Below are 12843 nucleotides of genomic sequence, written 5' to 3'. Positions count from 1 at the left end.
CATCGATAGAATAAATCATTTTACGGACGTTCTTGGAACGGCTATGCAATACTTCTTGAGGGGATGTTTGATTGTATCGAGCCTTGGTGTGTGTCGCATCAAGGATGAGAGACTTCGATTGAATCACGCCTTTCTCAAGAGCGATCTCTACGGTTTTTCCCATCAGGAGATCTAAAAGGTTGATGTCTTTCAGACGTTTACGACGGAAGTAAGCTAATAAGCTGGGATAAATGTCCTTCGGGTCTCGAAGGCATGCGCATGCAAGGTGCGATGGCGATTTTCACAGCTAAATGTAAAACGAATCGTTAAACTAATGAAGGAATAGAGGGCACAAATCACTTGAAATTAGATAAAAAGCGGTCTGTATGGAAATCAAATTCCATACAGACCGCTTTTTTTAAAGTCTACTTTTCAAAGACCTTCAGTTTTTCAGTGGTCTTGCTGAGCAAAGAGCGGTTTTTGACCTATCATTCGTCTGGCGGATATGTTTCTTGTAAAAATGCGACAGACTGGGTGATCATCTGTTTAAGCACCTCTCTGTCAATATCGTCCAGTTTGTTGATATAAACACACGCTTTGCCTGCTTTATGTTTCCCCAGTTTATCCAACAGGGCGCCACGATCAGGGTCTCCCGTAGCCATATACAGGCTGATTCTCGCCTTGCGCGGAGAAAAACCGACGAGCGGAGCATCGCCTTCATGGCCCGATGCATATTTGTAATGATAAGCGCCAAAACCGATAATGCTCGTTCCCCACATTTTTGCCTGGTACCCGGTCGTTTCCGTAAAAAGATCTAATAACCGGTAGGCATCTTCCTTCTTTTTCGGGTGATCGACCGCATCGATAAATTCCAACACGCTCCGGTCATTTTCCTTCGTCTTCAATTCGTACATGGTTGCTTCCCGCCTTTCCTTACATTTTTTAAAATAGTCCCGCAAGACAATGGAGCCTCACAGTGTTTATCTTCCTTTTATAGCAGACGACCCATAAACTATTTTTTGTTCCGTCAACATCGTTTTAAAGGGGGTAGTTGGTTTCATTTCGCTTTTTCCGCGTGTCCGTCATCCTTTTCAGACTATAAATCCTTTAACTCGATAACTTCTCCGTCAGCTGCAGAAACACCATAATCACAATCCAGCTTGCCGCAGAGGACAAACCTTTCCTCCCTGAGATCATAGACGTATGCCGGATTTAACTTTATATGACCTTTTAGTTTCTTAAATGCTTCTTCCTTTGTAACCGCCACCATATTCAACACGTCAAAAGAAGCAACCATTTCCAACATCGTTTGATTATCGATATATTGAATGGGGAACAGCCGATCAGCATCGATGAACACAAGCAGCTTTCTACTAAACACACTTTTACTTTGATTATTAGACTTTAGCGTTGCGACCAGCTTTCCCTTTTCACGGTGAATGGTATTCAGGATCCACCTTCCTGAATCTTCCGGATATTCTTGGCGCAATACCTGTTTTACTGCCTCCATGCAGCCAACTTTCTGCTCATAAGTAATAGGAAATACATCCGGTGATGGTTCGTTGGAAAAAGCCTGATCTGTTGTTATATTTTCGTGCCAATTCATTTCTTGTGGATAAAAAGAAGGAAACGAATTATCTCGCTTTTCCCATAGGATCGGTTCGTCTATCCTTAGACAGGTCCCCGCAAAGTAGCCTGCGGGAAAAGGTAGCGTTCCATCTTGGTCATTTTTTACATAAATCTCTTCCAATGCGTAAATCGAAATCAGCTTCTCCTGCTCATAGGAAGGAAATGGAACTACTTGTATTTGCTGTTTAACCAGTTGTTCTATGTTTTCAATAGAAAGTCGATACGATGATTCTTCGACCATCTCATTGGTAGGAAAATCTCCGGAAACCGAAAAGAAAATCAAGTTGCCTTCTGAATCTAACTCCAATTTTATCCTACCACCTGGAGAAACGATAGTCCCTTGGACACATGCCTTAAACAGATATTCAGACCGGGAGGCACGTTCCAGAAAAAACTGTTTACCATATTTTAGTCCAGACTCCTTCTCCACCCAGTGAATTATTGCATCGCGTGATTCTTCGGAAAAGACAATCCCCTTTTTCGCGTATGACTTTCCTCCGACAAATATGGCACTTGAATAAACATGTTGATCGATAACCATCTCGATTACTGCCGTTCCCTCAGGATTTAACTCGTCTTCATAGGCCGTTGAAACAGGAAACGGAAACCATTCCATCGTTATCATGTACACGGTGTTTTTGCACAAATTCACATCCCGGCTGAGCTGATACCGCTCCAGGTAATAGTCTTCCAAACCGAATTTCCTTTTCGTCTCGTCGACCAGCAGTTTTATTCGCGGATCCATCGATTTATCTTCATCCAACTCTCCAGTACCTCCCCTTTGCTATATAACAAACTTACGAAGTTCATGCCTCTAAAGTTTCAGAAGCAAACCGGACATTTATCCAAGTCCCCCCTGTTAAAACATGTGTTATGTAAAAACCCTATGGATGGTTTCTCCATAGGGCATACTTTAAAAGTCATATTCCGCTTCTTTCACTTCCTGTATCTTACTGAATGTCTCGGTTAACAAGACCGTGTCTTCTGCCAAACGCTCGATGCGAAACTTCACATCATCACTCACTATTTCTTTTCGATAAAAGTCTTCTTCTTCAATAAAGACATAGGTTTGCACCATTTGTGCCTTCATGTAAGCAAGAATCGGTTTTAACTGTTGTTCGACCATCAGGTAATGCTTTGCTGAACCTGCCGTCACCAGCATGCCGACAACTTTGTCGCGAAACGCGTTGACGGGAAGCAAATCGAACACATTTTTCAATGTAGCTGGAATCGACGCCTGGAAAACAGGTGTGCCGATGATAATGGCATCGGCCTCCATAATCGTTTCGGCTACATACTTGGTATCGCCTTCGTATTCCAAGTAATTGCGGCCATCGCTGAATTGAATGTCATATTCCGCTAAATCAATCAGTGTCACGTCTGAATCGGGATATTTATTCTTGAGAACGTTGACGGTAAAGTCCATCGCCGTTCTCGTCTTACTGCCGACTATCGAGCCGGACAATCCGACAATCTTCACTTCCACTTCCCCCTAATTCTTTACTGTATATTTTCTGATCGCTGGTAAAATTTCCGTACCGATCAATTCGATATTTTTCTGAAGCTTATCAAACGGCATGCCCCCGAAATCAATTTGGGCGATATACCGCTGATGACCGAACAATTCATGCTGGTACAATATCTTCTCTATGATTTCCTGCGGGCTTCCGATGTTCATGATATTATGCGGATCAACACCCTGTGCAAAGTGCTGCTTCGGGAAACCTTGCCCGTTCGTTTTCTTCATGCCTTCGTTGATAAATGGATACAAATCCTTCAACGCCTGCTGAGAGGATTCCGCTGCATAGAAAAAGCCTGCCGTAGCTACCGGCAGTTCCTCCGTATCGAAACCTCTGCTTCGTGCAGCCTCCCGGTATGCGTCAATGGATCGTTTGAAGACAGTCGCTGGTCCTCCCAAGTGCGCAAGGAACATTGGCACCCCTGCATAACCTGCTTTGATTGCACTGGCCGGTGAACCTCCGACAGCTCGCCAAATCGGCAGCAAGCCGGATTGCGGCCGCGGCAGGACACGCGCATTTTTCAACGGAGCACGAAACTGCCCGCTCCAGTTGACTACTTCCTGTTCGTTGATTTGCAGCAATAAATCAAATTTCTCTTCAAACAGTTCCTCATAGTCGCGAACATTATAGCCTAATAAATCAAATAAACCAATCCTCGAGGCTCGGCCGGCAATCAATTCCGCCCTGCCTTTGGATATCAAATCCAGTGTCGCAAAATTTTCGTAAACGCGTACCGGATCGGAAGTGCTGATAATCGTCGATGAGCTGGCAATCTTCATTTTTTCCGTGGCTTGGGCAATCGCAGAAAGCACCACGGCATGCGCCTGTGTCGCAAAATATTCCTGATGACTTTCTCCAACACTAAAGAAATCAATCCCCGCCTGCTCGGCTAGTTTTGCGTATTCAATAATTTCATGCAGCCGCTGTTCTGCTGAAATTCTTTCTCCTGTCAATGGATTGGGCAAATGATCGCCTAATGTATAAATCCCGAATTCGAGACCTTTATTTTTATCGATTCGATATTTTTCCATGTACCTTCCACCTTTCTGCAACATTACTGCCTGGCTGTCGCTTTCCGAACAGCCGGAACGACTTCCGAAGCAAACAGCTCGATTATCTCTATTGCCGTCATCGTTGAGATTCGTTCCTGTTCAGTGATTTGCACGCCATCGTAGAGTGAGCGGCAGCAAGTCCCCCAATGTATATCATTCTAATTTCATTTTTTGATTAATTCGGAAAGAGTCCAAAAAAATTCCGTCTTTCCTTTTTTACTGGATACTGTTATTGTAAAAGATATAAACAATAAATATAAGTACACACTTTAAAGTGCTATAGTATACTAAATGATACCATGAGAAGGTGAAGCACATGACAATCGAACCGGACTTGTGCAAAGTCGAAGATGCATTGGGCATCCTGGTTGGCAAATGGAAGCCAATTATCCTGCTGCATTTGCTAAAAGACGGCACGAAACGATTCAGTGATCTTAAACGCAGTGTACCTGGAATCACCCAGAAAATGCTGACCAAGCAGTTGCGTGAACTGGAAGAAGAGGATATCATTAAGCGTGTCGTCTATCCGCAGGTACCGCCCAAAGTAGAATACTCGATCACAGAATACGGCAAAAGCTTGAAACCGATTCTGGAAGCAATGCATGAATGGGGTACGAAACATACCCTCCATAAACAACAGAAAAAGCACGAGCGAAGCTCTTAAAACCGTTTCATCGGACGAATAATGTTACAATAGTTAGGCTGCTTCTAGCAGCCTTTTTGGTGTGCAACCTCCTACATAGATCGAATGCCTTCTGATACATGAAGATAGGCAGCCGAAGCATCTAGAGAAATACCAAAACAAAGGAGAATGAAGATGACCGTGAATGCGAAAGTAGGAAGAAATGATCCCTGTCCTTGCGGCAGCGGAAAAAAATATAAAAAATGCTGTATGAAAAAAGAAAACGTAGTGCAGCTGCAGGATGTAAAAGAAGAACGCTTTTACCAGCAGAAACTCAGCCTGGTCAACCAGCTGAACGATTTTATCCTGGATCAGGTCCCTCCCAATGTCTATCATCCAATGGAAGCCGATTTTAAAAAGCGGACAAGCTATAAGCTAGGGCAAAACCAACGAGGGTTTTTCAATTTCTGGCTCTACTTCTTTCATCGTTATGAAAACGGACTGCGGGGCATTGAATGGTTCTTGAAGGAAAATGAACGAAGATTGACCGAGGAAGATAAACAAATGGCCATTCGTTGGGCGAATATGAAACCGCAAATGATCGAGGCTGTTGACGAAACAGAAGCGGGTGTCCTGTTCCGAGATTACTTCAGCGGATCCACCTTCCCTGTTCCAAAGTCAAAGGAAAACCTCCCACACTTTTTCCCTTGGAATGGAACCCTTGCCTTGCTGGAACCAATCGACGGCGCCTACTATTTTAACGGGGTACGAACGCTGGTCAAACCGAAGCATTTCCAGCATGCTGCAAACTATGCCAAGCAGCTGGTCAATGAAACAGGTCAAGCTACAGAAGATGTATTAATCGATTACTATCCGGAAATCCTAACCGCCTTGCTGGAAGGTCCAGAAGCCGAAGAACGCAAGGAACGGGAAATGGTGACTTACACGCACATGTTCCTGTTAAATGACAAAGAAAAGGCAGATAGGATTTTATATAACGACGATGATTTCGGCATCGACCAGTGGGAGGAAAAGCATAAAAAACTGACATGGCAAAGCAATGTCCAGGTATTTTCCGACAGCGAGATAAACGGAAATGTCCGTTTGTCCGAAGTGAACGCCACCCTGGTCATTGAAAACAAATCGCTGACCTTCACAACGAACGATTTGTCGATCGCCGATCAATTTTTCCAAAAAGTCGAAAAGTCCGACGGCGCCATCACCTTCGTGGAAAGCTTTGAACAGCGTTTCAAGCTCCCTGTGCAGGCTGACAGCAAGCAATTGGCGATTTCTTACGACGAGGGAGTGCCTGAATACTTCTCCCTATATGCGCACAATGCGATGCATACGGACGTGGACAAGCCGATCCCGATGTATGAGGGCAAATCTCTTCGGAAACTGGTGGAAACCGGACAAACTTTCCTTGCTGAGGAATGGCTGAAACAGGCAGAGTATGATTTGTATAAAGCTGTCTACGAAAAATATGGATCAGTCGAGGTTACAGCAGATTTCAATACCGTCAGAAAGCAACTTGGTCTGCCGCTGTCCCCTTTTGTAACAGGAGGAGACAATCGTCATTCCGATATCAAACCGGTTACCCCTGCTCCTCGTGATGTCGCAGTGTCGGAAGCCGATATCGCGACTTACGAAAAACTCGGTTTCACGCCGCAAACGGTGAATACTTTTTATGCTAAAGATATCTTTTCTTTCTATAAAGAAAAGACAGACGGAAAATCAGAAGCAACAGAGCGAAAATACCGAAACAGCCTTCACAATGTAAGAGAAATTATTGAAAACAGTGCCAAGCAAAGCTGGGAAGAATGTGACCTGGAATTTTGGCGCACCCTGTTGCTGGAAGATTTCTTTGCAATCAATGAAGGGATGAGCAAGTCCATGATCAAGGACATGATCACGACAGTGAAAGCTCTGACAAAGTGGCTGGCCAATGAAAACAAGCTGGATATTAACAAACAGCTAGCCGCCGCTGCAAAAGACTATCAGATGCAAATGCTGGAAACCTTTGAAACAAACTATCGTTAAAAGATTCGGTGAAGGGAAAAGTTATTCCCTTCACCGTTTTTATTTAATAATCTCGTGAATATTCTTCAAGTCCTTATAGAAATCAGAGAAACATCGATTAGCCTATTCTTCGGTTCCAAAATTTCAGCGTTGCTTATGTTAATGCATTCATAAAAACAAAGCTTTCAGGCATAGGCTTTATACGGGAAGATTCGTACCATGTGGCTTATCCCTTTCCAAAATGTCGAACATTCCCTCTTTTTATATTTAAGTATTAAAGAGCATTCATTCCTGAAAAATCGAATCAACGTTGGGCTTTTTCTTTAGAACAAATTACCTTTATGATGGAAGTAAGGAGGTGACTCTTATAATGGAGCAGCTTATTAAATTAAATGGGCACCACGTGAATGTAAACATTGTAGGAGAGGGAGAAGCTATTGTTTTCCTGCATGGCGGTCCTGGCAGTGAACATCGCTTTTTTCTTCCTTTTGTTTTGCCACTTTCCCATAAATACAAACTGATTTTCTATGATCAGAGGGGATGTGGAAAGTCAGAACCTCATGGAAATAAACCTTACTCCATGGCAGAAGAAGTGAATACATTGGAACTATTACGGTCTGAATTAAAGCTCGAAAAAATGAACCTATTCGGTGAGTCATGGGGGAGCATGTTAGCACTTCTTTATGCAACGACATATCCAGACAGAGTCAATAAAATCTTTCTTACTGCTGCAATTGGGATTTCATCCAAAGGGTATAAGGTGTTTGCTAAGGAACTGTTAAAAAAGATGTCTGTTAAAGACAAAGTAAAGTATTTTTGGGTTAGCAGGAAAACGAAAAAAGGGACAGCATCTGCAGAAGATATTTTGGCTATATTAGACCCTTACTATGTATATTCCAAAACTACCTTGAAGGAGAAAAGAAGTACTAGTTTCAATCAACAGGCGAACCAGATGATAGGGAAAGATATAAAAAATAATTACGATTTAACTGACAAAGTGGACAAATTAGCAAACATACCAATAAAAGTAGCTCAAGGCAGCGATGATATGTTGCCCCCTTATAAAATTCAGGAATTGTTACTAAACGATATACCCCATGCCGAGCTACATGAGATTCAAGACTGTGGACATTGGACTGTCGTAGAAAAGCCAGAAGAGATAAACTTTCTAGCAGACAAGTTTTTTGAAAATAGGATGGGAATGGAGAAAGATTTTAAACTTTGAGAAACAAAAAAGAAGCTCCCCTCCGGAAGCTTCTTTTCAATTATTATTCTGTCAGACTTTCTAGCGCGTCCTCAATCATTTGTTCATTGGCAACCGGTCCTGTATAGAGCCAGCTGGACTCAGGGCCGTATTCGTAAATGTTGCCATTCTTGACTGCCGGGATGTTCTGCCAAATGTCATCCTCAAGCATTTCGGAACCTTCTCCGTCACTGTTGATCAGGAAAAGGTGGTCAGCATCAAGTTCCGCCAATTTTTCCAGCGAAATTTCAGACCAGTTCGTTTCCGAGCTTTCGGAAATTTCCTCGACTACATTCGGTACGCCAAGTCCAAGGTCGTTGTAAAGGACATCTCCGCTGGACAAGTCGTCACTGACGATATAGAAGGTGCTGCCCACTAGCCAAATCGCTGCAACTGATTCATCGCCTATCGAATTCTGGATTTCCTCTTTGGCGTTCTCGGCTTTTTGTTCATACTGATCCAGGATTTGCTGAACATCATCTTCCCTGCCGAAAATTTCGCCGATTTGTTTGAACTCTTCGCGCCAGTCATTGTTTTGTTCCGTTCCGACCACATATGTCGGAGCGATACTGCTGTATTGCTCATATTTGTTTCCTTCCACCATGTCGGCAGAATCCATGATAATCAAGTCCGGATCATGGCTTGCTACCGTTTCATATGGAAGGTCATGCGGAATCGTAGGTACATCGCCCAGGGAATCCTGCAGGTAGTCCTGAACGTCAGCACCGTCCTGGACCGACCATTGCGCCACCGGCGTAATATCCAATGCCACGAGGTAATCCTCAAGGTAAGATGCAATCACTCGCTCCGGATTTTCCGGAATCGTCACTTCGTTTCCCATCGCATCAGTCAGTGTCCGTTCTCCGGAATCGTTATCTGTTTCGGTTTGCTCATTCTCATTTTCAGAAGCATTGTCCTGATCATTGCCACAAGCTGATAAAACGAAAAAACAAACTAACAAACTGGTAAATATGTAAAGATAGCTTTTCTTTTTCATGTAATTATCCTCCTGTATATCTATTGACATTTTAAATGATAACAATTCTCATTATCAATAACAAGCTTTATTTTATAAACTGAGTATATTATAATGATAGTATTTTCACTATCGATTATCCATAAGGAGCATTACATATGGCAAACAATACAACTGCAGAGAAAGGCTCGCGCCCTCTTCTTGCTTCTATTATTTTAATAGGCGGCCTGGCACTGCTCCTATTGACGATGGCACTGTCCATTTTATACGGCGCAGCGGACCTGCAGTTTTCTACGATTTGGCAAAGCATCTATCAATTCGATCCTTCCTCCACCTCCCATCAAATCGTTCGTAATCTGCGAATACCTAGGGTGCTGGCAGCTGCGTTAATCGGAGCCGCCCTGGCAATGTCCGGGGCAATCATGCAAGGGATGACACGGAATCCGCTTGCTTCTCCCTCGATTATGGGAGTCACATCGGGAGCATCCTTTATGATAGCCGTCGCGCTTGCCGTGATTCCCGGTTCTTCCAGCTTTGCTCTGATGCTATGGGCGTTTGCCGGTGCGGGACTTGGGACAGGAATCGTCTTTGCTGTCGGATCCATATCGAAAACAGGGTTGACTCCGGTAAAGCTCGCATTGGCAGGAACGGCAGTGACCGCGATGCTAAATTCGTTGTCTTCGGGCATTTCTATTCATTTCAATATTGCAAAAGACATGAGCTTTTGGTATGCAGGCGGTGTTTCCAGTGTGCAGTGGGTACATGTGAAATTACTGGCACCGATTGTCATCATCGGCATCATCCTTGCCATCCTGCTCGCCCATTCGATAACCGTGCTCAACTTAGGAGAAGATGTGGCCAGAGGACTCGGCCAGCGAACCGCTTTTATTAAACTGGCCGGTACGATTGTAGTATTGCTGCTTACCGGTGTAGCAGTATCTGTAGCGGGAACCATCGGCTTTATTGGATTGGTGATACCGCATATCACGCGTTTCCTGGTCGGTATCAATTACCGCTGGATCATCCCCTGCTCGGCGATTTTGGGTGCAATCCTGCTTGTAGTGGCAGATACTGTTTCCCGCATGATCAACCCGCCATTTGAGACACCGGTCGGAACGGTAACCGCCTTGATCGGTGTTCCCTTCTTTCTTTATTTAGCACGCCGTGAAGGGAGAACGTTATAATGAGCAAACAGACACAGAAAAAAACATGGTTGACCGGGTTGGTTTTGTTTCTTGCAATCATCGGCACTCTGATTTTGAGCTTGAATCTCGGAGTCATCCGGATTTCACCAATCGAGATTTTCCAGACGCTTACCGGCAGCGGCAACGATCAGAACGCCGTGGTATTGTTCCAGTTCCGTTTGCCGCGCATGACCATCGCCCTGTTGATTGGGGCAGGTATGGCCATTTCTGGCGCACTGCTGCAAAGCGTCACCCGCAATGAATTGGCAGACCCTGGCATCATCGGGATTAATGCCGGGGCAGGTTTCGCAGTGGTATTATACATTTTCTTAGTTGAAGGTAACACTGGTGCCTCTGGCTCCATGTCCATTTTCATCTTGCCGATATGGGCATTGCTCGGGGCTATTCTGGCAGCCGTACTCATCTATGCGATTTCCTGGAAAAACGGCGTTTCGCCCATCCGCCTCGTATTAGTCGGAATCGGTGTCAACAGTGCCTTCGCTGCATTGATCATCATTTTCCAACTGAAAATGGATCCAAATGATTTTACCCGGGCCACCATCTGGTTATCCGGTAACATATCCGGAACCGATTGGAGCTATGTCCTTGCGTTATTGCCATGGATCCTTGTCTTTGTGCCGCTGGCAATTTATAAAGGAAAATCGCTAAACACCCTTTATCTCGGCGAAGACGTTGCCCAAGGGCTCGGCACCAAAGTGGAACGCGAACGAATGACCGTGCTGTTCATTGCAGTAGCGCTCGCCGGTGCCAGTGTCGCAGTCGGCGGAGGGATCGCTTTTCTCGGATTGGTAGTCCCGCATTTATCGAAAAAGCTGGTCGGGCCGACTCACGAACGGTTCCTGCCGATATCAGCATTGATGGGTGCCTTGCTGTTGCTGGCAGCAGATACTATCGGACGCAATATACTCGCGCCATCGGAAATACCGGTCGGCCTCATTGTATCGGTTATCGGCGGTGGTTACTTTATTTATTTGTTGATGAAAACATAAGAGACATGACAGTACAAAAGGCCAGGGATATTTCCCTGGCCTTTTTCTTATGGAAAAACAATTCAGTATCTAAAAACTCTCGATTGGTTGACCATCAGGTTTTATTTTTATTGTCTGCTCCGCTTCTCCACCATCACTTCGTGGACCTGATCATACATCTTCATCATGCCATCGACAGATGCTTCAAATGCATGGGCATCCTCCACCTCTATTCCCATCCGGCTCGCTTCTTCGGCAACATCTATATTTGCTCCCAGGAACAAAAATTGCCAGTCATCCTGCTTTTTTTGCTGTTTGATCAGTGTTTTGACTTTTTCGTAAGTGAACTCTTCACTGGCATTTTCCAAGCCATCGGTTGTTATCACGAACAATACTTCATCCGGCTGTTCTTCTATACTTGCTTGTGAAATTCGCCGCTTCACTTCCACGATCGTTTTGCCGACAGCGTCCAGCAAGGCTGTCATCCCTCTGACAAAGTAATCCTGACTCGTTAAAACCGCCTGCTCCGCTTGGATGCCATTCCAGAGAATTTCGTAATCGTCATCAAACAGAACCGCTGTTACCTTTGTTTCTCCTTCCATCTGCCGCTGTTTTTCAATCAATGCATTAAACCCGCCAATTGTATCGCTTTCCAATCCGCTCATCGAACCGCTTCTGTCGAGTAAAAAAATAATTTCTGTTACCTTTTGTTTCATCTATTCCTCATCCTTTCATTTCCGTTGAATGCTATAATAATAGCAACCAAAACAAACAAAAAGGTCGCCTTTAAAGCGACAATGAGGAGGCCGGGGCATGCTTGATCAACACGTTCTGGAAGAATTACAGGAATATGTGGAAACGCATCAGCTAAGCTTATCCATCCCGTTATATGAATCAGAACGCAACTTCACCGTAGACAGCGAAACCAATATTATCGCTTTAGAAGACTACATAAAGGAAAACCAGACCCCTTCCTTTTCCGAAACACTCTTTGCGTTCATCGACGAGAAAGGATATACCGATTCCGAGGTGTATAAACGGGCTGGACTTGACAGAAGACTGTTCTCCAAAATCAGATCCAACCCGGATTACAAAACAAGCAAACAAACCGTTGCCGCCCTTGCAATCGGATTGCGATTAGACGAAACAAAAACCGAAGATTTATTAGATGCAGCCGGTTATTCCCTTTCATACAATGATCCCTTTGACCTCGTCATCCGTTTTTGTTTGCAAAACGGCACGTATGATGTCGACGAAGTGAATCAGGCGCTGGAATACATGGGAGTAAAGACGTTGTGGTAGAAAAGAGCTTCTGCAATAGAGATCTGGATAAGGAAATCCGAACTTGATCATCTTTAGGGGGTAGTTGATCTTCTTTGGCTGTTACTTGATCTTCTTTTGTGCAAAGTTGATCTTCTTTGGCTGTTACTTGATCTTCTTTTATGCAAAGTTGATCTTCTTTGGGAGTGATTCCTCCTTTGCATCACGCCTTTTTTGCAATAATACTTGGTTTTGTTCATTTAAAATAATCACCACGGAACCTGGTAAAATCAGTGGTCTGTGCCCGACGAATTGTCTGAGATATTTGTAGTATTCCATGCCATTCCTCCACCTTCCAGCAAGTAATAAA

General features: G+C 44.2%; 13 protein-coding genes and 1 pseudogene. 6 read left to right on the top strand and 8 right to left on the bottom strand.

Annotation, left to right across the window (positions count from 1 at the left end; translation table 11 throughout):
• The 5 genes and pseudogenes from BN1067_RS20040 to BN1067_RS00865 all read right to left on the bottom strand — a co-directional run.
• A pseudogene (locus BN1067_RS20040) lies at positions 1 to 241 on the bottom strand (IS5/IS1182 family transposase); the annotation flags it as partial.
• A 226-nt stretch (positions 242 to 467) separates the two neighbouring features.
• Positions 468 to 893 (bottom strand): DUF1801 domain-containing protein, encoded by a 426-nt coding sequence (locus BN1067_RS00880; protein ID WP_053217050.1) that lies wholly within the window; start codon positions 891 to 893, stop codon positions 468 to 470.
• A gap of 182 nt (positions 894 to 1075) precedes the next feature.
• Positions 1076 to 2371 carry a hypothetical protein gene (locus BN1067_RS00875; protein ID WP_053217049.1) on the bottom strand — a complete coding sequence of 432 codons (1296 nt, stop codon included), beginning with the start codon at positions 2369 to 2371 and terminating at the stop codon, positions 1076 to 1078.
• Positions 2372 to 2521: 150 nt separating this feature from the next.
• Complete coding sequence (locus BN1067_RS00870) at positions 2522 to 3088, bottom strand: NADPH-dependent FMN reductase (protein WP_053217048.1); 567 nt, start codon at positions 3086 to 3088, stop codon at positions 2522 to 2524.
• A 12-nt stretch (positions 3089 to 3100) separates the two neighbouring features.
• Complete coding sequence (locus BN1067_RS00865; RefSeq protein ID WP_053217047.1) at positions 3101 to 4159, bottom strand: LLM class flavin-dependent oxidoreductase; 1059 nt, start codon at positions 4157 to 4159, stop codon at positions 3101 to 3103.
• A 337-nt stretch (positions 4160 to 4496) separates the two neighbouring features.
• Here BN1067_RS00865 and BN1067_RS00860 point away from each other — a divergent pair, with 337 nt between their 5' ends.
• From BN1067_RS00860 to BN1067_RS00850, 3 genes are all read left to right on the top strand, one after another.
• Complete coding sequence (locus tag BN1067_RS00860) at positions 4497 to 4844, top strand: winged helix-turn-helix transcriptional regulator (RefSeq protein WP_053217046.1); 348 nt, start codon at positions 4497 to 4499, stop codon at positions 4842 to 4844.
• 153 nt (positions 4845 to 4997) lie between these two features.
• Positions 4998 to 6842: a YecA family protein gene (locus BN1067_RS19670; protein ID WP_053217045.1), complete on the top strand. Its 1845-nt coding sequence runs from the start codon at positions 4998 to 5000 to the stop codon at positions 6840 to 6842.
• Between the two features lie 349 nt (positions 6843 to 7191).
• Positions 7192 to 8046, top strand: coding sequence for an alpha/beta fold hydrolase (locus BN1067_RS00850; protein WP_234400599.1), 855 nt, complete (start codon positions 7192 to 7194; stop codon positions 8044 to 8046).
• Positions 8047 to 8089: 43 nt separating this feature from the next.
• Here BN1067_RS00850 and BN1067_RS00845 read toward each other — a convergent pair whose 3' ends face one another.
• Positions 8090 to 9061, bottom strand: a complete 972-nt coding sequence (locus tag BN1067_RS00845) for an iron-hydroxamate ABC transporter substrate-binding protein (protein WP_053217043.1) — start codon at positions 9059 to 9061, stop codon at positions 8090 to 8092.
• 137 nt (positions 9062 to 9198) lie between these two features.
• On the opposite strand from BN1067_RS00845, the gene BN1067_RS00840 reads away from it, so the two are divergent.
• Both BN1067_RS00840 and BN1067_RS00835 read left to right on the top strand, forming a co-directional pair.
• Complete coding sequence (locus BN1067_RS00840) at positions 9199 to 10224, top strand: FecCD family ABC transporter permease (RefSeq protein WP_053217042.1); 1026 nt, start codon at positions 9199 to 9201, stop codon at positions 10222 to 10224.
• The gene (locus tag BN1067_RS00835; protein ID WP_053217041.1) at positions 10224 to 11234 is read left to right on the top strand and encodes a FecCD family ABC transporter permease; all 1011 of its coding nucleotides are present in this window, start codon (positions 10224 to 10226) and stop codon (positions 11232 to 11234) included. Before BN1067_RS00840 ends, BN1067_RS00835 begins: the two co-directional genes overlap by 1 nt.
• A gap of 107 nt (positions 11235 to 11341) precedes the next feature.
• Here the strand turns inward: BN1067_RS00835 and BN1067_RS00830 are convergent, their stop codons facing one another.
• Positions 11342 to 11929 (bottom strand): vWA domain-containing protein, encoded by a 588-nt coding sequence (locus BN1067_RS00830; protein ID WP_053217040.1) that lies wholly within the window; start codon positions 11927 to 11929, stop codon positions 11342 to 11344.
• A gap of 97 nt (positions 11930 to 12026) precedes the next feature.
• On the opposite strand from BN1067_RS00830, the gene BN1067_RS00825 reads away from it, so the two are divergent.
• Positions 12027 to 12515, top strand: a complete 489-nt coding sequence (locus BN1067_RS00825) for a hypothetical protein (RefSeq protein ID WP_053217039.1) — start codon at positions 12027 to 12029, stop codon at positions 12513 to 12515.
• Positions 12516 to 12653: 138 nt separating this feature from the next.
• Here the strand turns inward: BN1067_RS00825 and BN1067_RS00820 are convergent, their stop codons facing one another.
• A complete protein-coding gene (locus tag BN1067_RS00820; RefSeq protein WP_199868436.1) occupies positions 12654 to 12812 on the bottom strand; it encodes an NUDIX hydrolase in 159 nt (52 codons plus the stop codon).
• Between the last annotated feature and the right edge of the window lie 31 nt (positions 12813 to 12843).

The sequence above is a fragment of the Virgibacillus senegalensis genome (assembly GCF_000821245.2).
Lineage (GTDB): Bacteria > Bacillota > Bacilli > Bacillales > Amphibacillaceae > Sediminibacillus > Sediminibacillus senegalensis.
The sequence above is the reverse complement of the archived record's forward strand: the minus strand, read 5'-3'. Positions and strand labels throughout refer to the sequence as shown.